Source organism: Ruegeria sp. BA2 (genome assembly GCF_056539605.1).
The window spans coordinates 159105-185198 of the sequence record NZ_JBQFVE010000003.1 but is presented as its reverse complement, the minus strand read 5'-3'; the positions used below and the strand labels follow the sequence as shown (position 1 = coordinate 185198).

The 26094-nt window shown below is 55.5% G+C and carries 23 protein-coding genes; 18 read left to right on the top strand and 5 right to left on the bottom strand.

Annotated features, from left to right (window positions below; translation table 11 throughout):
• Window positions 1–168: 168 nt before the first annotated feature.
• From dprA to ACR0NN_RS08390, 4 genes are all read left to right on the top strand, one after another.
• Window positions 169–1287, top strand: a complete 1119-nt coding sequence (gene dprA, locus ACR0NN_RS08405) for a DNA-processing protein DprA (RefSeq protein ID WP_480684401.1) — start codon at window positions 169–171, stop codon at window positions 1285–1287.
• Window positions 1288–1460: 173 nt separating this feature from the next.
• On the top strand, window positions 1461–4085 hold the full coding sequence (gene topA / locus ACR0NN_RS08400) for a type I DNA topoisomerase (RefSeq protein WP_170721087.1): 2625 nt from the start codon (window positions 1461–1463) through the stop codon (window positions 4083–4085).
• A 92-nt stretch (window positions 4086–4177) separates the two neighbouring features.
• On the top strand, window positions 4178–4882 hold the full coding sequence (locus tag ACR0NN_RS08395) for a CoA transferase subunit A (RefSeq protein ID WP_170721091.1): 705 nt from the start codon (window positions 4178–4180) through the stop codon (window positions 4880–4882).
• Complete coding sequence (locus ACR0NN_RS08390) at window positions 4882–5508, top strand: 3-oxoacid CoA-transferase subunit B (protein ID WP_170721095.1); 627 nt, start codon at window positions 4882–4884, stop codon at window positions 5506–5508. The genes ACR0NN_RS08395 and ACR0NN_RS08390 overlap by 1 nt, the downstream gene beginning before the upstream one ends.
• Window positions 5509–5554: 46 nt before the next feature.
• Here the strand turns inward: ACR0NN_RS08390 and ACR0NN_RS08385 are convergent, their stop codons facing one another.
• A complete protein-coding gene (locus ACR0NN_RS08385) occupies window positions 5555–6421 on the bottom strand; it encodes a lytic transglycosylase domain-containing protein (protein WP_170721097.1) in 867 nt (288 codons plus the stop codon).
• Between the two features lie 352 nt (window positions 6422–6773).
• On the opposite strand from ACR0NN_RS08385, the gene ACR0NN_RS08380 reads away from it, so the two are divergent.
• The 14 genes from ACR0NN_RS08380 to pdeM all read left to right on the top strand — a co-directional run bounded on the left by ACR0NN_RS08380 (window position 6774) and on the right by pdeM (window position 22014).
• A complete protein-coding gene (locus ACR0NN_RS08380) occupies window positions 6774–6974 on the top strand; it encodes a hypothetical protein (protein WP_170721109.1) in 201 nt (66 codons plus the stop codon).
• 437 nt (window positions 6975–7411) lie between these two features.
• Window positions 7412–8293 carry a Flp pilus assembly protein CpaB gene (gene cpaB, locus ACR0NN_RS08375; RefSeq protein ID WP_170721128.1) on the top strand — a complete coding sequence of 294 codons (882 nt, stop codon included), beginning with the start codon at window positions 7412–7414 and terminating at the stop codon, window positions 8291–8293.
• A 195-nt stretch (window positions 8294–8488) separates the two neighbouring features.
• Window positions 8489–9895: a type II and III secretion system protein family protein gene (locus ACR0NN_RS08370; protein WP_170721144.1), complete on the top strand. Its 1407-nt coding sequence runs from the start codon at window positions 8489–8491 to the stop codon at window positions 9893–9895.
• Window positions 9896–9911: 16 nt separating this feature from the next.
• Window positions 9912–10538, top strand: a complete 627-nt coding sequence (locus ACR0NN_RS08365) for an OmpA family protein (protein ID WP_170721149.1) — start codon at window positions 9912–9914, stop codon at window positions 10536–10538.
• Window positions 10539–10739: 201 nt separating this feature from the next.
• Window positions 10740–11972 carry an AAA family ATPase gene (locus ACR0NN_RS08360; RefSeq protein ID WP_170721154.1) on the top strand — a complete coding sequence of 411 codons (1233 nt, stop codon included), beginning with the start codon at window positions 10740–10742 and terminating at the stop codon, window positions 11970–11972.
• 17 nt (window positions 11973–11989) lie between these two features.
• Window positions 11990–13429 carry a TadA family conjugal transfer-associated ATPase gene (locus ACR0NN_RS08355; protein ID WP_170721157.1) on the top strand — a complete coding sequence of 480 codons (1440 nt, stop codon included), beginning with the start codon at window positions 11990–11992 and terminating at the stop codon, window positions 13427–13429.
• 12 nt (window positions 13430–13441) lie between these two features.
• The gene (locus tag ACR0NN_RS08350) at window positions 13442–14410 is read left to right on the top strand and encodes a type II secretion system F family protein (protein ID WP_170685983.1); all 969 of its coding nucleotides are present in this window, start codon (window positions 13442–13444) and stop codon (window positions 14408–14410) included.
• 11 nt (window positions 14411–14421) lie between these two features.
• Window positions 14422–15396: a type II secretion system F family protein gene (locus ACR0NN_RS08345; RefSeq protein WP_170721162.1), complete on the top strand. Its 975-nt coding sequence runs from the start codon at window positions 14422–14424 to the stop codon at window positions 15394–15396.
• A gap of 73 nt (window positions 15397–15469) precedes the next feature.
• The gene (locus ACR0NN_RS08340; protein WP_170721165.1) at window positions 15470–15994 is read left to right on the top strand and encodes a tetratricopeptide repeat protein; all 525 of its coding nucleotides are present in this window, start codon (window positions 15470–15472) and stop codon (window positions 15992–15994) included.
• Window positions 15995–16024: 30 nt separating this feature from the next.
• The gene (locus ACR0NN_RS08335) at window positions 16025–16876 is read left to right on the top strand and encodes a tetratricopeptide repeat protein (protein WP_170721171.1); all 852 of its coding nucleotides are present in this window, start codon (window positions 16025–16027) and stop codon (window positions 16874–16876) included.
• Window positions 16877–16879: 3 nt separating this feature from the next.
• A complete protein-coding gene (locus ACR0NN_RS08330; protein ID WP_170721173.1) occupies window positions 16880–17425 on the top strand; it encodes a prepilin peptidase in 546 nt (181 codons plus the stop codon).
• A gap of 117 nt (window positions 17426–17542) precedes the next feature.
• Window positions 17543–18850: an ATPase gene (locus ACR0NN_RS08325; RefSeq protein WP_170721175.1), complete on the top strand. Its 1308-nt coding sequence runs from the start codon at window positions 17543–17545 to the stop codon at window positions 18848–18850.
• 49 nt (window positions 18851–18899) lie between these two features.
• Window positions 18900–21311 (top strand): ligase-associated DNA damage response DEXH box helicase, encoded by a 2412-nt coding sequence (locus ACR0NN_RS08320; protein WP_170721179.1) that lies wholly within the window; start codon window positions 18900–18902, stop codon window positions 21309–21311.
• A 40-nt stretch (window positions 21312–21351) separates the two neighbouring features.
• A complete protein-coding gene (pdeM, locus tag ACR0NN_RS08315) occupies window positions 21352–22014 on the top strand; it encodes a ligase-associated DNA damage response endonuclease PdeM (RefSeq protein WP_170721184.1) in 663 nt (220 codons plus the stop codon).
• Between the two features lie 3 nt (window positions 22015–22017).
• Here the strand turns inward: pdeM and ACR0NN_RS08310 are convergent, their stop codons facing one another.
• The 4 genes from ACR0NN_RS08310 to ACR0NN_RS08295 form a co-directional block, all read right to left on the bottom strand.
• Window positions 22018–22755: a LytTR family DNA-binding domain-containing protein gene (locus tag ACR0NN_RS08310; protein ID WP_170721188.1), complete on the bottom strand. Its 738-nt coding sequence runs from the start codon at window positions 22753–22755 to the stop codon at window positions 22018–22020.
• A gap of 232 nt (window positions 22756–22987) precedes the next feature.
• Window positions 22988–23878, bottom strand: coding sequence for a bifunctional methylenetetrahydrofolate dehydrogenase/methenyltetrahydrofolate cyclohydrolase FolD (gene folD, locus ACR0NN_RS08305; RefSeq protein ID WP_170685992.1), 891 nt, complete (start codon window positions 23876–23878; stop codon window positions 22988–22990).
• Between the two features lie 49 nt (window positions 23879–23927).
• Window positions 23928–24233 carry a chorismate mutase gene (locus ACR0NN_RS08300; protein ID WP_170721190.1) on the bottom strand — a complete coding sequence of 102 codons (306 nt, stop codon included), beginning with the start codon at window positions 24231–24233 and terminating at the stop codon, window positions 23928–23930.
• A 57-nt stretch (window positions 24234–24290) separates the two neighbouring features.
• The gene (locus ACR0NN_RS08295; RefSeq protein WP_170424307.1) at window positions 24291–25967 is read right to left on the bottom strand and encodes a formate--tetrahydrofolate ligase; all 1677 of its coding nucleotides are present in this window, start codon (window positions 25965–25967) and stop codon (window positions 24291–24293) included.
• Between the last annotated feature and the right edge of the window lie 127 nt (window positions 25968–26094).

Here is a 26094-nt window from a genome sequence, read left to right as displayed (position 1 = left end):
TTGGAATTGCAGGCCAAGAAAATTCATACGGATTTTCTCGTTATTTTTCTGAGGCATACCCTTTCAGCTGCAACAAGGGAAGGACAAATACACATCTAATTTTCTGAGATTCACAGGCTGTTAACCCGCTGCACCGTAAACCAGTTTTGCAATCAGGCGGAGCATCGGATGACCGAAGAGCAGCTTTCTTCCTATCACCCCCCACTCCCACCCACCACGGAAGAGGACCGGTTTTCGTGGCTCCGTCTGTTGCGCTCGCGCAAAGTTGGCCCGGCAACGTTTCGGCGCCTGCTGCGCGAGTATGGCTCGGCGCAGAACGCGCTGGCCGCGCTGCCTGAAATGGCGCGCGCTGCCGGGATCGAAGGGTATGAAACCTGTCCTCCTGGTGTGATTGAGGCGGAGCTCAAGGCCGCAAAAGCCGCCAAAGCGCGGCTTTTGTGCCTTGGGGCCGCTGACTATCCCGAAGCACTATGTGACCTTTCAGATGCCCCCCCGATGCTTTGGGCGATCGGAGATCCAACCATTTTGAAGCGCCGGATGATTGCCATGGTCGGTGCGCGCAACTGCTCTTCGCTGGGCGCGCGCATGGCGCGGGCACTGGCCAGCGATCTGGGCAAGCAGGAGTTTGTTGTAGTCTCAGGGCTTGCGCGTGGCATCGACACGTCAGCACATCTGGCCGCGCTGGCGACGGGAACGGTTGCAGTGATGGCAGGTGGGGCCGAGAATACCGATCTGGCGCGCAATATTGCCGAAACCGGCCTTCGCCTGTCCGAGCAGCCAATGGGTACGACACCACAAGCGCGGCATTTCCCGCGCCGCAATCGCATTATCTCGGGCCTGGCGCAGGCTGTGGTCGTTGTCGAAGCCGCAGCAAAATCCGGCAGCCTGATCACCGCCCGGGACGCATTGGATCAAGGGCGAGAGGTTTTGGCGGTTCCTGGGCATCCTTTTGACGCGCGGGCTGCTGGATGCAATTTGCTGATCCGGGACGGAGCGACACTGGTTCGAAATGCCGAAGACGTGATTGCTGCTTTGCCAAAACAACAACCAATGTTTGTCGCCCAAGAGGCGATGTCACTTGAGCGCTCAACAGGATCGGTCGAACAAACACCGCAGGCCTTGCATGAAGCGATTCTGACGCGTCTTGGCCCCTCTCCGATCGCCGAAGATCAGTTGATCAGGGATATCGCCGCCACTGCCGGTGAAATCGGCCCTGTGCTGGTTGATCTGGAACTTGACGGAAAAATTCAGCGGCAGCCAGGAGGGTTATTGTCGCTTTGTGCCTGACCTACCGAAGGTCTGGTGCGTTCACTCCGACATCCGATCCTTTGGTTCGAATCTGGACCGAAGTCAGCACATTTAAAGCTGCCAAAAGGAACGCATTGACAATTCGATCTTGCCCCACACATTTTGCACGGTCATATAAAGCGCGAAATACGTCGAGCGAGGATTCCTCTTAAATGCCTGTAGTTGTTGTAGAATCTCCGGCCAAAGCAAAAACAATCAATAAGTATCTTGGGCCCGACTACACTGTTTTGGCCTCGTATGGCCACGTGCGGGACCTGCCGCCAAAGGACGGTTCGGTCGATCCCGAGCATGAATTCTCGATGAAATGGGAGGTCGGGAATGACAGCCGCAAGCATGTCAAAGCCATTGCCGACGCACTGAAAGAAGACAACGCGCTGATCCTCGCAACCGACCCCGATCGCGAAGGCGAGGCGATCAGTTGGCACTTGCAGGAGGCGCTGACCAAGCGCCGTTCGATCAAGAAAGACACGCCGGTCAGCCGCGTGACCTTCAACGCGATCACCAAAGATGCCGTGACCGAGGCAATGCAGAACCCGCGCGAGGTCGACATGCCACTGGTCGAAGCCTACCTGGCCCGCCGCGCGCTGGACTATCTGGTGGGGTTCAATCTGTCGCCGGTTTTGTGGCGTAAGCTGCCGGGCGCCAAGTCCGCAGGTCGTGTGCAATCGGTCTGCCTTCGCCTGATCGTGGAGCGCGAGATGGAGATCGAAGCGTTCAAACCAGTAGAGTACTGGTCGGTCAAGGCGGTGTTTGAAACGCCGCGCGGGCAAACCTACGAAGCGCGTCTAATCACTCTGGCCGGCAAGAAACTGGACAAGCACGATCTGGCCAACGCAACGCAGGCTGAGCTGGCAGTTCAGGCAATCACCAGCCGTGATCTGAGCGTGTCATCGGTCGAGGCAAAGCCCGCCGCACGCAACCCCTCCGCCCCGTTCATGACGTCGACCCTACAGCAAGAAGCCAGCCGCAAGTTCGGCATGGGTGCACGCCATGCGATGCAGGTGGCCCAGCGGCTCTATGAGGCGGGATACATTACTTATATGCGAACAGATGGCATCGACATGGCACCCGAGGCTGTGGCCGCCACCCGTGATGCGATCGCAGATCGCTATGGTTCGGAATATGTACCTGACAGTCCTCGCATCTATAAAAACAAGGCCAAGAACGCGCAGGAAGCACATGAATGTATCCGCCCGACGGATATGTCGCGCGATGCCAAAGCACTGAAAGTCACGGATGAGGATCAGCGCAAGCTCTATGATCTGATCTGGAAACGCACCATCGCCTGCCAGATGGCCGCCGCGCGGCTCGAGCGGACGACGGTTGACATCACCAGCACGGACGGTCAGGTCGGTTTGCGTGCCACCGGTCAGGTTGTGTTGTTCGATGGCTTCATGCGCGTCTACGAAGAAGGCCGCGATGACGTGGTTGACGATGATGACAAGCGTTTGCCACAGATCATGCAGGGCGACCCGGCACGCTTTGCCAAAACATCGCTGCGCGATCAGTACGCGAAGGCCACCTGTGACTCGGACAAGGCCGCGATCCTGTCTGACAACGAATCCGTTCTGGCGCTGCAGCATCACACCCAACCACCGCCGCGTTATACCGAAGCCACTCTGGTCAAGCGGATGGAAGAGCTGGGGATCGGGCGGCCCTCGACCTATGCCTCGATCGTGACCACGATTCAGGACCGCGAATATGTGCGCAAAGACAAGAATCGGTTGATCCCCGAGGAAAAGGGTCGAATCGTCACGATCTTCCTGCTGAATTTCTTCCGCCAATATGTGGGTTATGAGTTCACCGCCAATCTGGAAGAAGAGCTTGACGACGTCAGCGCAGGCGATCGTGACTACAAGGACCTGCTGGGCAAATTCTGGCGTGATTTCTCTGCCGCGATTGGAGAGACGTCCGAGCTGCGCATTTCTGAAGTGCTGGACAAGCTGGACGAGGCGCTGGCGCCTCAACTCTATCCTCCGCGTGAGGATGGGTCAGATCCGCGGGTTTGCCCAAAATGTGGCGTAGGTCAGTTGCACCTGAAAACCTCGCGCACGGGTGGATTCGTGGGCTGCGGCAACTATCCAGAATGCACTTATACCCGGCCCATCGCGGGCGAAGGCGCAGAAGGTGATGAACGCCTGTTGGGCGAAGATGCGGGTGATGAGATCTGGCTGAAATCCGGCCGCTTTGGCCCTTATGTTCAGCGGGGCGAGCCGACGCCTGAGAACAAGAAACCCCCGCGCGCATCCTTGCCACGCGGCTGGAGCAAGGATGACATGGATCTGGACAAGGCTTTGACGCTGCTGTCCTTGCCCCGCCAAATCGGAGAGCATCCTGAGGGCGGTATGATCACATCGAACTTTGGTCGCTTTGGACCATATCTGATGCATCAATTGGCTGACGAGGCCAAGCCGGTCTATGCCAATCTCAAAGACCCGAACGATGTGTTTGAAATCGGCATGAACCGCGCCGTCGAACTGCTGGCCGAAAAGCGCGCCAATCCAGGGCGCGGGCGGCGCGCGGCAGCAAAACCGCTCAAAGAGCTGGGTGAGCATCCCGATGGCGGTGCAATGCAAGTCCTGGACGGGCGCTATGGGCCCTATGTCAAATGGGAGAAGGTAAACGCAACCATCCCCAAGGATATCAAGCCCGAGGACGTGACGCAGGAAATGGCCATTGAACTGGTCAACGAACGCGCGGCCAAGAAAGGCACAAAGAAAAAGGCAGCCCCTAAGAAGAAAGCCGCTGCCAAGAAAACCACTAATAAGGCGGGTTAGGTAGAAATACCACCTGCTCCTTGGATTCGTTGACTTCCCCGTGACGTGGCGGCACAACTCGGCCCAACACCATGTCATTGGGGGAGTTTTCCATGAAGAAAATCTATGCCAATGCCGAAGAGGCGCTCGATGGAGTGATCTCGGATGGCATGTTGATTGCCGCCGGCGGCTTTGGGCTGTGCGGTATTCCGGAGATGTTGCTTGAGGCGATCAAAGCGTCGGGCGCCAAGGACCTGACTTTTGCATCGAACAATGCAGGCGTTGATGATTTCGGCATCGGTATCCTGTTGCAGACCAAGCAGGTGAAAAAGATGATCAGCTCATATGTCGGTGAGAACGCAGAATTCATGCGGCAGTATCTGAGCGGTGAGCTTGAGCTGGAATTCAATCCGCAAGGCACTCTGGCTGAACGGATGCGCGCAGGCGGTGCTGGCATTCCCGGCTTTTACACCAAAACCGGAGTTGGCACGGTCATCGCGGAAGGCAAAGAGCACAAAGACTTCAACGGCGAGACATATATCATGGAGGAAGGCATCTTCGCCGACCTCGCGATCGTGAAGGCGTGGAAAGCGGATGACACCGGGAACCTCATGTTCCGCAAGACCGCCCGCAATTTCAACGTGCCCGCTGCGACCTGCGGTAAAATCTGTGTGGCCGAGGTGGAAGAGATCGTTCCTCGCGGTTCCCTAGACCCAGATTCGATCCATCTGCCCGGCATCTATGTGCACCGCCTCATTGAAGGCAGCCACGAAAAGCGCATCGAACAGCGCACCACCCGCAAGAAGGAGGACGCATAATGCCCTGGGACCGCAATCAGATGGCTGCACGCGCGGCGGAAGAGCTGGAAGACGGTATGTATGTGAACCTCGGCATCGGTATTCCGACGCTGGTGGCGAACTATGTGGGCGACAAGGACATCACACTGCAGTCCGAGAATGGAATGCTGGGCATGGGCCCCTTCCCGTTTGAGGGTGAAGAGGATGCAGACCTGATAAATGCCGGCAAGCAGACGATCACCGAATTGTCTCGAACGTCTTACTTCGATAGCGCAACTTCGTTTGCCATGATCCGGGGAGGCAAAATCGCGGCTGCTATCCTGGGTGCAATGGAAGTTGATGAGAAAGGCGATCTGGCCAACTGGATGATTCCCGGCAAGCTGGTCAAAGGCATGGGCGGCGCGATGGATTTGGTCGCCGGTGTCGGTCGCGTAATCGTCGTCATGGATCACACCAACAAGCATGGCGATTCGAAAGTGCTGAAGGAATGTACGCTGCCACTAACCGGTCAAGGTGTGGTCGATCGCATCATCACAAATCTGGGCGTTCTTGATGTTGTCCAAGGCGGCCTGAAGATTGTTGAACTGGCCGAGGGCGTCAGCGAAGACGAGATGCGGACTGCAACTCAGGCCACGATCGTCGCTTGATCTGGAGCCGATGAACCAGAAGGCCCGCTGTGACGCGGGCCTTTTTTCAGTTCGATGTCTGGAAGATGCAGGGGTCCGAAACGAACTGGGGCGTTGTCGTGCACAAGGCGCTGGCGACCTGAAATGCTGCAAGAACCTTTGGCACATAGTCTCGGGTCTCAGCATAAGGTGGCACACCGCTGTGTTTATGCACGGCCCCCTCACCCGCATTATAACCCGCCAATACGAGAATCGGGTCGTTGTCGAATTCCTCCATCAGCCAATGCAGGTATTTGACGCCACCTTCGATGTTCTGCTCGGGTTTGAGGCTATCTTTGACTCCGAACCGCTCGGCCGTCGCCGGCATCAGCTGCATCAATCCTTGTGCACCGGCAGAGCTTACCGCTTCGGTGCGCCCAGCCGACTCGACTGAAATGACGGCCAGCACCAAGGCCGGTGAGACATTGGTACCCACAGTCGAACGCAGAATATCCACGCCACGCTTCTCGGCAATGTCTTGAAGCGCCTGAAGACGGGGCGCAGCGATCCCCGTTGCGGTCAGTGCTTGAACCGCTTCTCTGAGCCGCCCCGCGCTTGCCTGCGCCAGATCAGGTGACACTCTGTTCCAAAATGCCTTGTAAGTCCCCACCGGCTTCGTTGCCCCAGCGATCTTGGGGGGCACCGGTGCAGGTACCTTTGCAGGCGCCGTAACCTCGGGCACCTCCAGCTTGGCACCTGTGCTGGGTGCCGAAGGCGATGCCGCGTGTTGTTCGGGCGTGATTTGAATCGTCACCCTTGGGCGCGTACCCGGTTTGGGCGCTTTGATACGCTTATAGACGCCTCGCGGCTCTGGCTCATTCGCGGATACCGGAATCACACCCGCAAACAGAAACGCCACCGCACCGGCGCAAAGAATTGCGTCCCGGAAATACATTTGCCTGCCTCGATTTCTTATCTTTTGAAGCATTTTGAACATCATAGCACCCGACAACACCAGAAAAACCAATCGAATTGGGGCAATTTCGCCTCATTTGCCGCTATTTTGCATCGCTTAAGCAAAGCGGTAGAGAAAAAGTGACATATTTTTTCTTTTGTTTTCTGTATGTTAAGAAAATTACCTACAAAAAATTAAGCTTTGCGCCAAAAAAAATTGGTTTGGCCCAATTCCTGCCACGCACAGGGGTCAAACATATATCCATACCGAGACGATCGGGAGCGGACTGAGAGAGAAAGCTCTGAAAGACGCCGAGGTTAATTACTTTTTGATCCTTTAGGAGGGACATAACATGATCAAGTTCATCAAGAACTTCCGCAATGACGAAGACGGCGCCGTAACTGTAGACTGGGTCGTTCTGACCGCAGCCGTTGTTGGCCTTGCAGCCGTTGCATACAACCAGATTTACAGCGGCGCCAGCGACCTGGCGGGCGACATCGACACTGCTCTGTCCGGCGTGACCATCACAACTCCGGATCCGTCCGGCAACTAAGCCTTCATCGGTCTAGTATCGCAATTAGGGCCATGTCTTTGTTCAAAGGCGTGGCCCTTTTGTTTTCAGTCGAGAATGCCGTGGTGTAATCCAATGTTGAACAAAATAAAGAGTTTCAATGACGATGAGACCGGTGCAGTTACAGTGGACTGGGTCGTTCTGACTGCTGTGGTCATTGGTCTGTCGGCATTAATGTACAGTGTTCTGAGTCAATCTCATTCGACTTCGGGACAGCCTATCGTGAATGTTGAAGTCGAAGAGATAGGTTTGTAGCGAGGTCGCCCTTGCTCCGGTTATCCAAAACCGTATTCCCCCAAACTTTGTCATTTTTTGTCGAATGCACTGGAATTGTCCGCTTTTTCGACACAATTGAAAACTATCTTGGACGCTGAATCACCGTGACGTCGTGTGTCGCGGTCTGAAAAAAAGAGGAACAAATGCGAGCTGTTTTTGGACTTGTTCTTATCATCGGGGTCGCCCTGGCCGGCGGTGCTGTCTATATGGCACGCGAGTATATCACGGAAAATCAAACCAAACTTGCGCAGGAACGTAAGCTGCGTGAAGAGGCATTGGCGAACGCAAAGGCAGGTATTGTCCCGACCGTCGGTGTTTTGGTTTCAAACCGCACGCTCAAATACGGTGAACGTTTGAACGAGGAAGACATTCGTATTGTTCAATGGCCGGAAAATGCGATTCCGGAGGGCGCCTTCTTAGAGATGGCGACCTTGTTCCCCGAAATTAAGAATAATGAACGTTTCGTCCTCCGCGCGATGGAGAAAGACGAAGCTATAATGGAAGTCAAAGTCACAGATCCGGGCGAGACGGCTGGCCTCAGGTCACAATTGTCCAAAGGGATGCGCGCCTTCGCGATCAGCGTTGATGTGGCCTCAGGCGTATCGGGTTTCCTGAGACCCGGAGATACTGTTGATGTGTATTGGACTGGTTCGTTGCGTGGAACCAGCGACTCTGATCGTGGCGAAATTACCCGCCTTGTGTTGACGAATATTGAACTGGTCGCTGTAGATCAGACCGCAGGCGCGGATGTGACTGGTACAACAATCGCCCGCACAGTTACAGTTGCCGCGACTCCGCAACAAATCGCCGCCTTAGCTCAAGCCCAGAATACAGGCCGTATGTCTCTGGCATTGGTCGGTGCGCAAGATGACAAGGTGGCGGAAGTGATCGAGGTCGATCAACAGTCGCTGCTGGGAATCGAAGAACAAGCTCCCGCCCCTGTGGTCGCCGAGAAGAAAGTCTGTACTATTCGGACACGTCGGGGTGGCGAAACGGTCGAAACCCCAATTCCTTGTACAAACTAACGTTAATTCAAACCCTTACCCGCCAAAGACCGTGCATTTCGCGCGGTCTTTTTCATTGTGTTGTTGCGAATAACCCACATAAGGAAAATTCCAGAAACCATTGATTATTGCAATAAATCTGGTTTTGCCGCAGGGTTTTACACCATAGGGCATTAGACCCATAAAAATCGAGTGGTGATCGGAGAGGCAGGTCACATGACAATACGTTCCTGGATCAGCGCAACCCTGCTGGGGTTGTCGCTTGTTGTGAGCCCAATCGGCGGTGCCGCTTGGGCTGAAAATCTTCGCGTGGTAAAAAAGGGTACGGCAGAATCGCTGGATGTGCCCGTGAACCGCGCAATCGTGGTGGAGAGCGAACAACCGTTTGCTGACATCAGTATTGCCAACGCAGGCATCGCGGATATTTCGACATTGTCGGACCGCACAATTTATGTACTCGGTCGAGCACCTGGAATGACGACCCTGACGCTGTTCGATGGCGCAGGTAATCTGATTACCAATGTTCGTGTGCGTGTTTCACCGGATGTCACGGAATTCAAAGAGCGGCTGCGCCAGATTCTGCCGAATGAGCGAATCGAAGTTCGGACCGCAAATGACGGTATCGTTTTGTCTGGCACGGTTTCCAGCAGCGCTAGGCTGGCGCGTGCTCTTGAACTGGCAGAACGCTATGCGCCTGAACGCGTCTCAAACCTCATGAATGTCGGTGGCGTTCAGCAGGTGATGCTGAAAGTGCGCTTTGCGGAAATGAACCGCTCCGTTGCAAAGAACCTGTCGGCATCTCTGGGGTTTGGCGGGGGTGACACCACCGCTGGCTTCAATACGCTGAACAACCAAGGTGCTCTAAACAACGCCTTGGGGAACAACATCCCGTTTGTTCAAACAAATTCTGGAGCCATCCTGTTTGGCTTCGGGGCGGGTTCGACACAGGTTCGGCTACTGTTGGAAGCGCTTGAAACCAAAGGGCTTGTGCGCAGCCTCGCGGAACCGAATCTTTCAGCCCTGTCTGGTCAAGAAGCTGAGTTCCTCGCAGGTGGCGAAGTGCCAATCCCCGTACCGCAAGGTGACGGTGTTGTTGGGATCGAATATCGTCAGTTTGGTGTACAACTTCTATTTGTCCCGCGCGTTGTGGATGGCGACCTGATCAACCTGGAACTTGGCGCATCAGTATCGAGTATTGACCAGAGTCAAAGTTTCTCGATCAATGGCGACGACGTTCCCAGCTTCATTACTCGCCAAACCCGTACGACCATCGAACTGCGGGATGGTGAGAGCTTTGCGATTGCTGGACTGATCCAAGACGACTTTACGGATCTGAACAGCCAGGTTCCATGGCTCGGTGATGTCCCTGTGCTTGGTGCCTTATTCAGAAGTGCCCAATATCAACGTGAGCAGAGCGAATTGATCATCATCATCACTGCGCATCTGGTTTCACCGACACGCGGCGAAGCGCTCGCCTTGCCGACCGATCGAGTTAAGCCTCCCAGCGAGTTCGATCTGTTCGTCAATGGTAGGGTCGCTCGAACCGAACGTGCCGGGAATGGTGCAGCCTCAGAAGTCGCCAGACAAGATTTTGGCACCTCTTACGGCTACGTCCTGGATTGATAGAGAGGATAGACCAATGGATAAGTGGATCATAACACTGGGTCTTTCGGTTGCTGTCGCCGGCTGTACACGCGAGGCCGGTTACGAAATCGATCAAGGAACTTTCGGGAACGCCACCCTCAACAACATTCAGGTTATGAATGGCGAGTTGACCTACGGTCAAATTCTCGCGAGGCGTTTCGCCGCTGAGGTGCCTTCGCAGATCAACTTTGCCTTTGATAGCGCCCAGTTGGACACATCAGCGCAACGTATTCTGCTGCAGCAAGCGGCCTGGATCAAACAGTTCCCTGAGGCGCGATTCCGCGTGTACGGCCATACGGATGCTGTCGGATCGGAAGCATACAACAAGCGATTGGGTCAGCGCCGCGCAAATGCTGCCGTCGCCTTCCTAACGCGGCAGGGTATATCCCGTTCGCGGCTTGAAGCTGTTGTTTCCTTTGGAAAATCCCGGCCTCTGGTCGCCACTCAAGATCGCGACCGGCGCAACCGTCGGACAGTGACAGAGGTATCCGGCTTTGTTGATCGGCATCCCAATTTGCTGGATGGTAAATACGCTGAGGTGATTTATCGCGAATATATCGCCAGCGCGGTCCCGATCAGCGATATCCAGCGCCAGGAAGATGCTGGCGACACCGGAGAATAATAATTAGGTCATGGGCGGCATTGTCGCCCATTTCCCTACAATTGGTTCTTTTGCGCCCAATTCTCGCCCAACTTTCGAGCGACCTTGCGAACAATTGGGTGACCTGCGGCCAAAATTGACCGCATCGGGCGACAGCATACCAGAACTGACTCTTCAAGCGTTCTAACGGTTTGCTCAGCCCTCTCGACGAGGATTGTGTTAATGACCAGCGCGACGCCGCAAGACGATAACAATGCCATTCTGGCCTGCACCATCAGCCGGGATGTCCAGAACTTTGATCTTCTGATCGAAGACATGGAAGCCGCGCTGGGTGAGCGCTGGGGTGATCTTGGGTTTGCCGAAGCGCTTGCATTCTTCAGTCAACCCGAGGCCCAGACGCTTCAATTTGTTGCCTTGGCACTGGATGGTGATGACGAAGATAACCTGACCCTGATGGGTGAAATCATCACTCAAGCCAAGGAAAAAGGCATCAAGGTCGTACTGATTGCGGAAGACGTAACCCCAGCCGCTCTGCATCAGTTGTTGCGCAAAGGCGCGGATGAGTTTGTCCCCTATCCGCTTCCGGAAAATGAGCTACAAGAAGCGATTGATCGGATGAACAAACCTGATCCGGTTGTCGCGCCTCAAGCTACTCCGAGCCCAACTGGCGGCGCTTCGAAAGAAGGGGCGCTGTTTGTCGTTCAGGGTCTCGCAGGTGGTGTCGGTTCGACCACCATGGCGGTCAATCTGGCATGGGAGCTGGCAACGGTGTCGGCCAAGGAAGCGCCCAAAGTGTGCCTGATCGATCTGGACCTGCAATACGGTACAGTCTCGACCTATTTGGATTTGCCGCGCCATGAAGCTGTATTCGAGATGCTTTCGGACACCGATTCAATGGACGAAGACTCTTTCAGCCAAGCATTGCAGACATTTGACGAAAAACTGCAGGTGCTGACCGCACCTTCCGACATGGTACCGCTGGATATTATCACTCCCGAAGACATCCAGCGCGTGATCGACACCGCGCGAGCAAAATTCGATTATGTCATTGTCGACATGCCGAAAACGCTCGTTCACTGGTCAGAAACAGTCCTGCAAGCAGCGCATGTTTACTTTGCACTGATCGAACTGGATATGCGCTCGGCTCAGAACGCGCTGCGCCTCAAGCGAGCACTGCAGGCCGAAGAATTACCGTTCAACAAGTTACGTTTCGCGATGAACAAGGCACCGAAATTTACGGATCTCAACGGCAAAAGCCGGGTCAAGCGCATGGGCGAAAGCCTCGGTATCTCGATTGATCTGCTTCTGCCCGATGGAGGCAAGCCTGTCATGCAAGCCGGTGATCATGGTTTACCGCTCGCCAATTCGGCAGCCAAGAACCCCCTACGCCGGGAAATCGCCAAACTGGCCCAATCGCTTCACAGCTTGGGCAGTAGCGACGCTGAAGCCGCATAAAACGAAGGGGAGCTGCCATGTTTTCTAGATACAAAAAACAGCCTTCTGCGCAACCGGTTGAAGCCGAAGCGCCTAAATCAGAAGCTCCGGCAGCACCTGCAGCAGCGCCTACTGAAAATGCGATTGCCAGGCGGCCGGTCAAGAAAAAGGCAGCAGAAATTGTTGGAAACGACAAAGAACGCAAGCGCAAGGAAAGGCTGGGGGAGATCAAGCTAGAGCTTCACCGCGAACTGCTTGAGAATCTGAACCTCGCAGCGCTGGAAAAGGCCGAAGAAGCCGAGCTGCGCAATGAGATCAGCGCGATTGCCAGCGAAGTGCTAGAAGCGCGTAACATCGTTCTGAATCGTGAAGATCGCAGCCAGCTGAACAAAGAGCTTTATGACGAGGTAACCGGCCTCGGCCCTCTCGAAACGCTTCTGCAGGACGATTCAGTCAACGATATTCTAGTCAACGGCCCTCAGCAGATTTTCGTAGAACGAGCCGGTAAGCTTGAGCTTAGCGACATCACGTTCAAAGACGAAAAGCACCTGATGCGAATCATCGACAAGATCGTCTCCGCCGTGGGTCGTCGCGTCGATGAATCCAACCCTTATGTTGACGCTCGCCTGGCTGATGGCTCGCGTTTCAACGCCATGGTGCCGCCGATTGCGGTGGACGGTTCGCTTGTTTCCATTCGTAAGTTTAAAAAAGACAAGCTGGGCATCGACGATCTGGTCAATTTTGGTGCGTTTACCGAAGAGATGGCGGCCTATTTGCAGGCCGCAGTTTCGACGCGTTTGAACATCATCGTTTCGGGCGGTACGGGTTCTGGTAAAACGACGACGTTGAACGCGCTGTCCAGTTTTATTGATGATGCCGAGAGGATCCTGACCATTGAGGATACGGCGGAACTTCAGCTGCAACAGACCCATGTGGGCCGGATGGAAAGCCGCCCACCCAACGTCGAAGGCAAAGGTGAGGTCAGCCCGCGCGATTGTTTGAAGAACGCCCTGCGTATGCGCCCCGACCGCATCATCGTGGGTGAGACGCGTGGCGCCGAAGTAATCGACATGCTTCAGGCCATGAACACAGGCCACGATGGTTCGATGACCACGATCCACGCCAACTCGGCCCGTGATGGCATCTCGCGTCTGGAAAACATGATCGCCATGGCCGGGATCGAGATGCCGATCAAGGCCGTCCGCAGCCAGATCTCGTCCGCTGTGAACCTGATCGTTCAGGCCAGCCGTTTGCAGGACGGCTCGCGCCGGATGACGTCGATCACCGAAATTACCGGGATGGAAGGTGATGTCATATCAATGCAGGAAATCTTTAGATTTCAACGTGTTGGCCTAACGCCAGACAACAAGATCATTGGCCATTTCACGGCAACAGGCGTTCGCAGCCACTATTCCGAGCGCTTCCGCCTGTGGGGCTTTGACTTGCCCGCCTCGATCTACGACCCCACCACGATGTAGGAGAACCAAGATATGCAACTGCCTATTGAGGCGATCATCTATATCGTGATTTTCGTCGGGGTATTTGCCCTTGTCGAAGGTATCTATCTGGTCGCATTCGGAAAATCGATCAGCCTGAACAGCCGCGTAAACCGCCGACTGGACATGATCGACAAGGGTGTTGGACGCGAACAAGTGTTGGAGCAGCTGCGCAAAGAAATGCAGCAGCACATGAAATCGCAGAGCATTCCACTCTATTCACTTCTGGCCGATAAAGCGCAGAAGGCCGCGATCGCCTTTTCTCCGCGGCAGTTGATCATGATTATGGCATTGGTCTCAGGTTTGGCCTTTATGGTCCTGAGCATTGCCACCGCCACCGAAGTCACGCTTCGTGCAGCACTCTCTGTCGCTATTGGTGTTGGTGCCGTTTATACATGGGTAAACAACAAAGCCAAAAAACGCATGGCAATGATCGAAGAGCAACTGCCCGATGCGGTGGAACTCATGGTGCGATCCCTGCGAGTTGGTAACCCTTTTGTGTCTTCAATTCAGATTGTTGCAAACGAGGTCGAAGATCCTATCGCCACCGAATTTGGCGTTATCTCGGATGAGTCTGCCTATGGTCGCGATGTAGGCGAAGCGCTCAAGGATATGGCCGAGCGTTTGGATATGCAGGATTTGCGGTTCCTCGCTGTCGCAGTTTCGATTCAGCAGCAATCAGGTGGTAATCTGGCCGATATTCTGGCCGGTCTTGCAAAGGTGATCCGCGCTCGGTTCCGCCTGTTCCGCCGCGTGAATGCAATTACCGCCGAAGCTAAATGGTCAGGGAAGTTTCTGTCGGGCTTTCCGGTCGCGTGTCTATTGTTCATCTTGGTCAAAGATCCGAACTACTATGACGCCGTGATCGACGACCCGCTTTTCATCCCAGCATGTTTCTTTGTCGGCATCACGCTGACGCTGAACCTGATCGTCATGCGTATCCTGACTGATATTAAGGTTTAAGAGGCCCAACGATGGAATTATTGAACCAGATCAACGAGCTGCTGAAGCAGAACCTTGGCGAGTTCGGTCCGCTGATCGTCGTCGGCGTCTTGGGATTGTTCATGATCTTGGTAACAGTGCCTTTAATGCTGAACCAGCCGGAAGATCCGCTTAAGAAACTGCAACGGTCTAATTCTGCGCCGAAGACTAGCAAGAAAGAAAAGAAAGAACGCCTCAGAACTGCCAGCCGAAACGAGCAACTTGAGAAGTTTGCCAACTTCCTGGAGCCAAAGGACGAAGAAGAATACTCAGCCGTTCAGCTTAAACTTCGGCAAGCCGGCTATCAGTCGAAGGATGCTGTTCGCTTCTTCCACTTTGCACAGTTCGCGCTAGGGATAGTCGGGATCTTGGTTGGAGTCTCGCTGGTTACCGTCTTCGCAGGGGATCAGGAGTTTGATACGACCCAATTGCTTATCCGAGTTCTTGGACCGGGTGTCCTTGGATATTTTATACCCAAGTACTGGATCACTAAACGCGTCGAAGAGCGCAAGGAGGCAATTGTTAACGGCTTTCCTGACACGCTCGATCTGATGCTGGTCTGCGTTGAGGCTGGTCAGTCATTGGATCAGGCCATCGTTCGGGTCGCATCCGAAATGAAGGCATCTTATCCGGACATCGCGCTTGAGTTCGAAGTTGTCGCTTACGAAATGAAGGCCGGTAAGGAAAAGGATACAGTTCTGCGCGACTTCGCGACGCGATGCGGTGTACAGGATGTAAGTGCATTCGTAACAGTGATGATCCAATCGGCAACTTTCGGGACATCTATCGCTGAAGCCTTGCGGGTTTACGCTGATGAAATGCGGGACAAACGCGTGATGCGCGCAGAAGAGGCCGCGAATAAGTTGCCAACGAAAATGACGCTTGCAACAATGATGCTGACCGTCCCTCCTCTGCTGGTCATTCTCGTTGGACCTTCGGCAAAGGCTATCATGGAGTTTGGTGGATGAAGAAAAGAACCCTCTTCTGCGCAGGAGTGCCAAACTGACTTTCTGGCCTTTTCGCAGGTTTTTTCAGGCCGCCATGGTTATCGCCACGGTGGCTTCTTGCACTGAAACTGCCGCGACGGACGATCCGTTTGCGCCGGGCGTCGACCCAGATGGGCCAGCTGTAGACGAAGTTGCTGTCGGAAACCGGTTGATGGCAGCAGGTGAATATGAGCTCGCGCTTGAATCCTTTACGCGTGCGGCGTTGCAACAAGGCATGACACCGGAAGTTCTGACATCGCTTGGAACGGCCAATCTGGGTCTAAGCCGGATTGGCCAGGCCGAACCCCTACTTCGCCGTGCGGTCGAGGATGACCCCGACTGGCCCGTCGCCTGGAATAATCTGGGCGTGTTCCTTGTCGAAACAGGTGAATATGCCGAAGCAGCCCAAGTGTTCCGCAGAGCCTACGCATTGGACAATGGCGAAAGTGACGCAATCCGTGACAATCTGCGGTTAGCACTCGCAAAAATAGAAAATCCTGTTAATAATACTCCACAAGAACAAGAATTTGAGCTGGAGCAGCGCGGCGACGGAGAATTCGTTCTGCGCAAAACCCGGTAATAGAGGCAGAGCAGTAAAAGGACGCAAAAAATGCGCCAACCCTTCTTGATTCCGACGATGGTTGCGTGCGGGCTGGTTTTGGTGGCCTGCGCAAAAGAAACCGAAGAGGAAAAGGTCGAACGCACATTTCAGGAAGTGAACGTCATCGACGAGACCAACCTGAATGATGTGATGCTGAACGCGGCCGATCCCAATGAAGCCGTGACCTATTTCCAGGGCGCAGCCGCCAAGAACCCAGATCGTATTGATTTGCAACGGGGTCTGGCAATCACTCTGACCCGCGCCAAGCGCAGCACCGAAGCTGCCGCTGCGTGGAAACGCGTGCTCAGCATGAAGGGCGCCAATAACGCCGATCGTGTCGAATATGCGGATGCTCAGATACGTGGTGGAAACTGGGACGGTGCAAAGGAGACGCTGGATCGGATCCCACCGACCTACGAGACCTTTAAGCGTTATCGGCTTGAGGCGCTGGTGGCGGATTCTCGGAAGGACTGGAAACGCTCTGACCACTACTACGAAACCGCTGTTGGCCTAACGACGCGCCCGGCGGGTGTTATGAACAACTGGGGTTATTCCAAGCTGACCCGCGGTCAGTATGCAGAAGCCGAGCGTTTGTTTACCGAAGCGATCCAGCAGGACAACTCGCTGTTTACTGCCAAGAACAATCTGGTTTTGGCGCGCAGCGCGCAAGGTAACTATAGCGTCCCGGTTGTGCCAATGACACAGACCGAACGAGCGCGGCTGCTGAATACGATGGCCATTTCGGCGGTGAAACAAGGTGATATCAACCTGGCCAAGAATCTCTATCGTGAAGCGATTGCCACGCATCCCCAGCATTATGACGAGGCGGTCCGATCACTTCGGGCGCTTGAGGACGCCTGATCCATGACCATACCAGCGGCCGCAGCAGCCTGGTTTCTGCCCTTTGTTCTGCCGATCTGTTTCTACGTTGCCTATACGGATATGCGTGAGATGCGGATCAAGAACCATGCGGTCGTGGCGCTGGCCGTGGTTTTCATAGTCGTCGGCCTCATCGCCCTGCCACCATGGTATGGCCCGTGGGTTCCAGGCAATTTGGGCCCGTTAAGCCTGTCTATACCGGTCTACGGGTGGCAATTATTTCACATGGTCGTCGTTCTGATCATCGGTATCGTACTGAATGCTGCCGGCGTGATGGGGGCCGGTGACGCCAAATTCTGCGCCGCCGCCGCCGCATTTGTATGGGTCGGAGACCTGATGCTGGTCTTAGTGATACTGACCGCAACTCTACTGGGGGCGTTTTCTGCTCATCGGCTCGCGAAATATACCCGGTTGCGCCAGATCGCCCCGCATTGGGAAAGCTGGGATCGCGGAAAACAATTCCCGATGGGTCTGACGTTGGCGGGCAGCCTCGCTGTCTATTTGATTCTGGGCATAATCCACGGGTCGTAAACAATCATCAGCGCGCCTCGCCTGCGCCTTTGTCCTGCCACAAATCCGCGCCAAATTCTGAAAAATGCGGTCCTTTACGGGCCTTTGGCGTGATTTTTGTATGGACGAGCCCCGCTCATGAATATGCAGACCTCCTCTGTGATTGCCCCCCCTGCCCCTAAGGGATTGGGCGAAATGCAACTTCCGCTGGTGATGATGCGGGACATTCTGCTGAAAACGATTTTTCGCAAAAACGTGGACACCGTCAGCGAAATCGCCGAGGCCGTCTGCCTGCCAGGTTCCGTCACGCAAGAGATTGTGGACATCGCCCGCGAACAGAAACTGCTGGAAGCAACCGGAACGTTGAACGCCAATTCTGGCAATGAAATGGGCTATCAGTTAACAGATGCCGGCAAAGCCCGCGCGCTGGACGCGCTAAGCCAGTCTGAGTACTTTGGCGCAATGCCGGTGCCGCTGGATGTGTATCGCGAGCAGGTCAAGCGACAGTCGATCCGGAACATTCAGGTTACCCGCGATCAGCTGACAGGCGCGATGGGGCATCTGGTTTTGCCCGACAGTCTTCTGGACCATCTGGGCCCTGCGGTCAGTGCGGGCCGGTCGATCCTGATGTATGGCCCTCCGGGCAACGGTAAATCCTCGATCTCGAACGGGATACGCGATGCGCTAGGCGATAATGTCTATGTTCCGCGTGCCATAGAATATGCCGGTCAGGTGATCACAGTTTACGACCCGATCGTACATACGGCGATCGAGCAGGAGGCTGATGACCCCAACAGCCTGCGCCGCCGCAAGCGGTTCGACACGCGCTATGTGCAATGCGAGCGCCCCACCGTGGTAACCGGCGGTGAACTGTCGCTCAGCATGCTCGATCTTGTGTACAACCCAACGGCGCGGACCTATCAGGCCCCGCTGCAGTTGAAATCAACCGGTGGCATCTTCATCGTGGACGACCTTGGGCGTCAGGCCGAACCCCCTCAGGCCCTGATTAACCGCTGGATTGTTCCTCTAGAAGAGAGCAAGGATATCCTTGGTCTGCAATCGGGTGAAAAGTTCGAAGTGCCCTTCGATACCCTGGTCATTTTCTCGACCAACTTCCACCCGAATGAGATCTTTGACCAAGCGGCCCTGCGCCGGATCTTCTTCAAGATCAAGATTGACGGGCCGAACCAGGAGAACTTCCTGAAGATCTTTGCCATGGTGGCACGCAAACGTGGCATGCCGCTGGACGAGGCCGCGCTGGTACATCTGTTGAAGGTCAAATACCCGACGATCAACAATATCTATGCGAACTATCAGCCGATCTTCCTGATCGACCAGATGATATCGATCTGCGAGTTTGAGGGCATCCCCTATCAGATGAGCCCCGATCTTATCGATCGCGCATGGGCCAACATGTTCGTTAAGGAAGAAAAGATCATTCACTGATCTAAGGGCCATGGTTTCCATGGCCTTGGGGCTGCGCTAGATTTGCTGGATGGCGCAGATTCCCCATGCAATTCAGAACTGGTTTTCAGACAAAGGCTGGTCGATCCACCCGCATCAGCACGAGATGTTTGAGCGGGCTGCCGATCCGGCGACGTTGCTGATTGCGCCTACCGGTGGTGGTAAAACCATGGCCGGGTTTCTGCCTTCGCTAGCCGAATTGGCAGAAGGTCAGCATGAAGGCTTGCACACGCTCTATGTATCGCCGCTCAAGGCATTGGCGGCGGATATCAGACGTAATTTGCGGGTTCCGGTGGAAGAGATCGGCTTGCCCATTCGGATTGAAGACCGCACCGGCGATACATCGGCCACGCAAAAGAAACGCCAGCGTGCCGACCCGCCCCATATTCTGCTGACAACACCTGAAAGCCTTGCGCTTCTGACCTCGTACGAGGATGCGCCCCGTATGTTTGAAGACGTTCAGCGTATCATCGTTGATGAAATCCACGCGTTGGCAGAAAGCAAACGAGGGGATCAGTTGATGCTGGCGCTGGCACGGTTACAAACCCTCTGCCCCAATCTACGCCGGGTTGGCCTTTCGGCCACCGTCGAAGACCCCGAAGGCATCGCGCGCTTTCTGGCCCGCCACCCTGATCCTTGCCAGATTATTCAGGCCGATCCCGGCCCAGACCCCGATATCTCAATGCTGCAAACGCAAGAGATGCCGCCGTGGTCGGGTGGTGGCGCGGCATATGCAATCTCTGCAGTCATGGAACAGATCAGGCGGCACAAGACAACACTGATTTTTCACAACACCCGAGCGCAGGCCGAGATTTTCTTTCACAACCTCTGGCTCGCCAATGATGACGCCCTGCCCATTGGCATCCACCACGGTAGTCTGGATCGGCAGCAACGCGAGCGGGTCGAGGCGGCGATGGTTCGGGGGGACCTGCGCGCGATTGTCTGCACGGGCAGCCTCGATCTGGGAATCGATTGGGGCGATGTGGACCTCGTGATCCAGATCGGCGCCCCGAAAAACGTCAAACGGTTGGTGCAGCGGATCGGACGCGCCAATCACCGCTACAACGCCCCCTCAAAGGCCATTCTCGTGCCTGCCAATCGGTTCGAAGTGGTTGAATGCGTGGCCGCGCTTGAGGCCGTGCAAGAGCATGATCTGGATGGCGATCCGCGCGGGTCCGGTCCTCGGGACGTTTTGTGCCAGCACATTCTGATCGCCGCCGCTGCCGGGTCATTTGAGGCCGATGCGCTATACGCGGAGCTTGCGGCAGCCGGACCCTACGCGAAACTTACGCGCCCTGACTTCGACGCCTGTTTGGAGTTCTGCGCCACCGGTGGATACGCCCTACGTGCCTATGACCGGTGGCAGAGGTTGCAGCAGCGACCTGATGGGAAGTGGCAATTGCGTGATCCGAGGGCGGCACAGCGCATCCGTATGAATTTGGGTACGATTCAGGACACCGACACGCTTAAGGTTCGGCTCAAACGCAGTCGCGGCGGCAAGCCCTTGGGCGAAGTAGAAGAGGCGTTTGCGGCCTCACTGACCCCCGGTGATACGTTTCTAATCGGCGGTCAGATCGTCCGCTATGAAGGCCTGCGAGAGATGGTGGTTGAGGTAAGCCGCCGAGCTGACCGCAAACCCAAGATCGCTACTTTTTCGGGCACCAAATTCGCAACTTCGACGCAGCTAAGTGACCGGATATTACGGATGTTCGCGCAGCCGGATTGGCCTCAGCTGCCCCGTCACACAGCCGAATGGCTTTGCCTGCAGCGCGAGATGTCGTGCTTGCCGCAAAGCGACCGGTTGCTGATCGAAAGCTTTCCTGACAGAGGGCGCGAGCATCTCTGCGTCTACGGGTTCGCCGGGCGTAATGCGCAACAGACGCTTGGGCTTTTGCTCACCAAACGTATGGAAGAGACCGGTCTTGCCCCGTTGGGTTTTGTGGCCACCGACTACGCAACCCTGATCTGGGGATTGGATGCAGTTACCGATCCGCGCCCGCTGTTTCAACTGGACGCTCTTCGCGAGGGATTAGAGACTTGGCTTGCAGGCAATGCCGTGATGAAACGCACCTTTCGCGCTTCGGCCACAATTGCCGGCCTGATCGAGCGCAATACAGGCGGGCAGCGCAAGAACGGTCGGCAGGCCACATTTTCCTCTGACATCCTTTATGACACGTTGCTGAAATACGATCCCGACCATCTTCTGATGCAAATTACCCGCGAAGAGGCCATGCGCGGATTGGTCGATTTCAGACGGATCGAAGCCATGATTGCCCGAATCGGTGATCGGATTGATCTTCTGCGATTGGACCGTGTTTCACCCTTGGCGGCCCCACTATTCCTGGAAGTTGGCAAAGTTCCTGTCAAAGGCGAGGCCGAAGAACGCCTACTGGCCGAGGAAAGCGTCAGGTTGCTACAGGCGGCGGGATTGCAACCGGCATAAACCTCTTGCACGACACGCGAAATCGTTCAAAGAACGGATCATGAACAAGATCACCTTTTCATTTTATGGCCAGCAACTGACCGCATTGGGCACGGGCGCGTTATGGTGGCCGGATCAGGGCTTGCTTTGTGTTTCAGATCTGCATCTGGGTAAATCCGAACGGATTGCCAGAAGGGGTGGGCCAACTCTGCCACCCTATGATAGCCACGAAACGCTCACCCGCTTGGCAAGTGATCTGGCCCATACAGGCGCCGCGACGGTGATATGTTTAGGGGACAGCTTTGATGATATCGATGCGTCAAATGCGTTGTCGGCTGAGGACAAACTGCAGATCACGATGCTGCAAGCCGGTCGCCGTTGGATCTGGATTGAAGGAAACCATGACCCCGGCCCCGTTGAGATGGGCGGGACACATCTGTCCGAATGGGGCTGCCATGGCCTGAGCTTTCGTCATATTGCGCAGGCAGATGGGGCAGGAGAGGTTTCGGGTCACTATCACCCCAAAGTAAGGCTCGTCGCCCGGGGAAGATCAATCTCACGCGCTGCGTTCCTGTTTGATCAGGCCAGGCTGATCCTTCCGGCGTACGGAGCCTATACCGGAGGATTGCGCAGTTCAGACCAAACCCTGACCGATATCATGGCACCGGACGCGCGCGCGATTTTGACCGGAGCGCAGCCGCAACTCATTCCTATGCCACGTTAAGGTCTAGAAAAGCCCGTCATCTACAAGCTGCTGCTTGTATTTTCTGCTGACCGGAATCCGATCTCCGTTCTTGAGGTTAAGAAAAGACTTCCCCTCTTCTTTGCCGGCCCCAACGATCGCCGAGTCCACGACCCAGTGCGATCGGTGTGTGCAATGACCGGGCACAGGCTCCATCTCATCAATTGCATCGGTAAAGCGCGAACGGATGGTGAATGTGCCCTCTGAGGTGACCACATCAACACTGTGATCGCGAACAGCCAGTCGGTAAATCGTTCCTTGGAAATTGGCTGGTAAACGGTTGTAGATACGCGGCCTTTGCGCTTCTTCGGAATCAGCGGGCTCGTTTCGTTGATGCACCAGCAACAACCCGGTAGCAAACAGAACGCCGTACGGTGCTACTTTGAGCAAGCCAGGCGCGGACAAGCCATTCAGAGTGAATACGATCCAGGTCAAAAACCACAAAGACGGTGCAAACAGCGTCAGGATCAGGATGGTAAAGGCAACATCCCGCACCAGCACACCGGAAACGCAAAACCGTTCACGAACCAATTTCCCAGCCGACCACGTCGCCGCGAGCGCGAGCAGCAAGACACCTGTCCAAAATAGCAATCTTTGAGAGAATGGCAGCGTCATGTCCCGAAACGGGGCAAAGGAATATGCCAGAAGTGGAATGAAAACGACACCCGCCACCACCCTTTGTAGGCTAAGAAACGAGATGATCGGACTCAGATTGGATATCATACCGGCTAACGTACCTCCCCAAACGTAAAACCAACAATCCCCAGATCGGAAGGTATTCTAAACCCAAAATTATCTAGAACTGAAGGCTTACCATTGGTTGACGCCGGGTCAAGAATAGATAGCGCTGTATAAATTTCTCTTTCTTTTGAAGCAAGTACGCCGGAGAGCCTTTTGCACTCTCCGGCTGCCACAATAGTCTGTGCTTATACCCAATAATGTCTGCGTGAAGTGGTTATGCAGTCAGCCCTTCGGGCTCTGGCAGACCATTTGCGCGGCACGCCGCAGTGAGCGTATTTGCAAGAAGGCAGGCAATCGTCATTGGACCGACGCCGCCAGGAACCGGGGTGATCGCACCGGCGCGTTCAGAGGCAGAAGCATAATCAACATCGCCGACCAGTTTGTTCTTACCGTCGCGTTCAATCCGGTTGATGCCCACGTCAATCACGGTCGCGCCTTCTTTGATCCAGTCGCCCGGAACCATCTCGGGGCGGCCAACGGCGGCTACAACGATATCGGCACGGCGGACCACATCGGGCAGATCCTTGGTGCGACTATGCGCGATGGTGACGGTGCAGCTGTCACCCAGCAGCAACTGCGCCATCGGCTTACCCACGATGTTCGACCGACCAATCACAACCGCATCCATGCCGGACAGCGAACCATGGTGATCGCGCAGCATCATCAGGCAGCCCAGCGGAGTGCAGGGCACCATCGATTTTTGGCCAGTCCCCAACAAACCCACGTTCGAAATGTGGAAGCCGTCTACGTCCTTGGCGGGATCAATCGAATTGATCACAAGATCTTCGTTCAGGTGCTTGGGCAGAGGGAGTTGAACCAGAATGCCGTGCACCGCAGGATCATTGTTCAGCTTATCGATCAGCGCCAACAGATCCTCTTCGGACGTATCCGCATCCAGCTTGTGTTCATACGAGTTCATGCCGACTTCGACGGTCATTTTGCCTTTCGAGCGGACATAGACCTGGCTTGCCGGATCTTCACCGACCAGTACCACAGCCAAACCCGGAGTGATCCCGTTCTCTTCTTTCAGCTTTGCAACCTGGTCGGCCACCTGCGCCCGCACTTTGGCGGCAAAGGCCTTCCCGTCGATAACCTGCGCTACCATTCTATGATCCCTTCTTTCAAAGCCAAAAGGGCGCAAATGCGCCCGATTATCAGTCGTGGCCGAGCACACGTTCCTCACGTGCAATCGACCAGTCAATCAGAATACGCCACAACCGCTCGGCCAATTCCGGGTCCATCCCTGCCTCAGTCGATCCGGCGCGTACTTTTTGCACCACCTCTTCGACCCGATCCGGGATGCGGGCAGGCAGGCCCTCGCTTGGTTTCAACTCGGACGCGCGGTCGATATAACCTGCGCGCGTCACCAGCATCTCGATCAGTTGGCGATCCAACTTGTCGATCTGAACCCGCAATTCCTGCATCGATTGGCAGTCTTGTGGAGGTGTCAGAGTGGGCATGTTCTTCTCCTCATGGCCCGGGGGTTCCCCGGACCACGAGATGTCTTATTCGGCGGCCTAGAACAAGCCCTCGATCTCACCTGCGTCGTTAAGGCAGATAGTTTCAGCCGCAGGTTTGCGCGGCAGGCCTGGCATCGTCATGATCTCACCGCAGACAACCACGATGAAACCCGCACCAGCGGACAGGCGAACCTCGCGCACAGGGACCGAGTGGCCAGTGGGGGCGCCGCGCAGGGTCGGGTCAGTCGAGAACGAGTACTGCGTTTTCGCCATGCAGACCGGCAGATTTCCATAGCCCGCTTCTTCCCACTCGCGCAGTTGGTTGCGGATCTTATTGTCGGCCAGCACCTCATCGGCGCGGTAGATGCGCTTGGCGATGGTTTCGATCTTCTCGAACAGCGGCATTTCATCCGGATAGATCGGCGAGAAGTTCGCAGCGCCATTTTCGACAATTTCGACCACTTTTTCGGCCAGAGGCGCAGAGCCATCCGAACCCAGTTCCCAGTGACGTGACAGGATCGCTTCGACACCGTGTTCGGCACAGTAGCTCTTGACTGCGTCTACTTCGTCATCAGTGTCGGTGACGAAGTGGTTGATCGCTACGACAACTGGGACGCCGAACGATTTGACGTTCTCGATGTGACGACCCAGGTTGGCACAACCAGACTTTACAGCGTCGACGTTTTCGGCACCTAGATCTGCCTTGGCGACACCGCCGTTCATTTTCATCGCGCGCACAGTGGCAACCAGTACCACCGCCGATGGCGCGATGCCTGCCTTGCGGCATTTGATGTTCATGAACTTCTCGGCACCCAGATCGGCACCAAAGCCCGCCTCGGTAACGACATAGTCAGCCACTTTCAGCGCGGTCTTTGTCGCGATGACCGAGTTACAGCCATGTGCGATGTTCGCGAAGGGTCCGCCATGGACAAAGGCCGGGTTGTTTTCCAGCGTCTGCACCAGGTTCGGCTGCATCGCGTCTTTCAGCAGAACGGTCATCGCACCTTCAGCTTTGATGTCACGGCAGTAGACCGGGGTCTTGTCGCGGCGGTAGGCCACGATGATGTCGCCCAGACGCTTTTCAAGGTCTTTCAGGTCGTTTGCCAGACACAGAATCGCCATCACTTCCGAGGCCACGGTGATGTCAAAACCAGCTTCACGCGGGAAGCCGTTCGAAACGCCGCCCAGCGACGCAGTGATCTGACGCAGGGCACGGTCGTTCATGTCGACCACACGGCGCCATGCAACGCGGCGGGTATCGATTTCCTGCTCGTTGCCCCAATAGATGTGGTTGTCGATCATCGCCGACAGCAGCGAGTGGGCCGAGGTGATCGCGTGAAAGTCACCGGTGAAGTGCAGGTTCATCTCTTCCATCGGCACAACCTGAGCGTAACCACCGCCCGCAGCGCCGCCCTTCATGCCGAAGTTCGGGCCAAGCGAGGCTTCGCGGATGCAGATCATCGCGTTCTTGCCGATGCGGTTCAGACCGTCGCCCAGACCCACGGTTGTGGTGGTCTTGCCTTCACCCGCAGGGGTCGGGTTGATCGCGGTCACAAGGATCAGCTTGCCGTCTTCGCGATCCTGAACCGAGTTGATGAAGTCCTGGCTGACCTTCGCCTTGTCATGGCCGTAAGGCAGCAAATCATCGCTGGAGATGCCCAGCTTGGCACCAATTTCCTGGATCGGCTTCTTGTTTGCCTCGCGGGCAATCTCAATGTCGGATTTGTAGCTCATTGGGCAGGGTCCCTGATTGAATTCCGTGCAAAACCGACGCTCAGGCGTCGGCGCTGCGCAACATATACTGAGGTACACAAATCAGAAGGCTAAGGATTCCGACATTTTCTTGCCGCGAAACGGCGTT

Coding starts and splice junctions, on each gene's coding strand:
- topA (WP_170721087.1), top strand. CDS start 1,461: ATGCCTGTAGTTGTTGTAGAATCTCCGGCCAAAGCAAAAACAATCAAT.
- ACR0NN_RS08365 (WP_170721149.1), top strand. CDS start 9,912: ATGGATAAGTGGATCATAACACTGGGTCTTTCGGTTGCTGTCGCCGGC.
- ACR0NN_RS08335 (WP_170721171.1), top strand. CDS start 16,025: ATGCGCCAACCCTTCTTGATTCCGACGATGGTTGCGTGCGGGCTGGTT.
- ACR0NN_RS08390 (WP_170721095.1), top strand. CDS start 4,882: ATGCCCTGGGACCGCAATCAGATGGCTGCACGCGCGGCGGAAGAGCTG.
- cpaB (WP_170721128.1), top strand. CDS start 7,412: ATGCGAGCTGTTTTTGGACTTGTTCTTATCATCGGGGTCGCCCTGGCC.
- ACR0NN_RS08345 (WP_170721162.1), top strand. CDS start 14,422: ATGGAATTATTGAACCAGATCAACGAGCTGCTGAAGCAGAACCTTGGC.
- ACR0NN_RS08395 (WP_170721091.1), top strand. CDS start 4,178: ATGAAGAAAATCTATGCCAATGCCGAAGAGGCGCTCGATGGAGTGATC.
- ACR0NN_RS08380 (WP_170721109.1), top strand. CDS start 6,774: ATGATCAAGTTCATCAAGAACTTCCGCAATGACGAAGACGGCGCCGTA.
- ACR0NN_RS08330 (WP_170721173.1), top strand. CDS start 16,880: ATGACCATACCAGCGGCCGCAGCAGCCTGGTTTCTGCCCTTTGTTCTG.
- ACR0NN_RS08310 (WP_170721188.1), bottom strand. CDS start 22,755: ATGATATCCAATCTGAGTCCGATCATCTCGTTTCTTAGCCTACAAAGG.
- ACR0NN_RS08340 (WP_170721165.1), top strand. CDS start 15,470: ATGGTTATCGCCACGGTGGCTTCTTGCACTGAAACTGCCGCGACGGAC.
- ACR0NN_RS08325 (WP_170721175.1), top strand. CDS start 17,543: ATGAATATGCAGACCTCCTCTGTGATTGCCCCCCCTGCCCCTAAGGGA.
- ACR0NN_RS08355 (WP_170721157.1), top strand. CDS start 11,990: ATGTTTTCTAGATACAAAAAACAGCCTTCTGCGCAACCGGTTGAAGCC.
- ACR0NN_RS08385 (WP_170721097.1), bottom strand. CDS start 6,421: ATGTATTTCCGGGACGCAATTCTTTGCGCCGGTGCGGTGGCGTTTCTG.
- ACR0NN_RS08295 (WP_170424307.1), bottom strand. CDS start 25,967: ATGAGCTACAAATCCGACATTGAGATTGCCCGCGAGGCAAACAAGAAG.
- ACR0NN_RS08370 (WP_170721144.1), top strand. CDS start 8,489: ATGACAATACGTTCCTGGATCAGCGCAACCCTGCTGGGGTTGTCGCTT.
- ACR0NN_RS08360 (WP_170721154.1), top strand. CDS start 10,740: ATGACCAGCGCGACGCCGCAAGACGATAACAATGCCATTCTGGCCTGC.
- dprA (WP_480684401.1), top strand. CDS start 169: ATGACCGAAGAGCAGCTTTCTTCCTATCACCCCCCACTCCCACCCACC.
- ACR0NN_RS08350 (WP_170685983.1), top strand. CDS start 13,442: ATGCAACTGCCTATTGAGGCGATCATCTATATCGTGATTTTCGTCGGG.
- ACR0NN_RS08300 (WP_170721190.1), bottom strand. CDS start 24,233: ATGCCCACTCTGACACCTCCACAAGACTGCCAATCGATGCAGGAATTG.
- folD (WP_170685992.1), bottom strand. CDS start 23,878: ATGGTAGCGCAGGTTATCGACGGGAAGGCCTTTGCCGCCAAAGTGCGG.
- pdeM (WP_170721184.1), top strand. CDS start 21,352: ATGAACAAGATCACCTTTTCATTTTATGGCCAGCAACTGACCGCATTG.
- ACR0NN_RS08320 (WP_170721179.1), top strand. CDS start 18,900: ATGGCGCAGATTCCCCATGCAATTCAGAACTGGTTTTCAGACAAAGGC.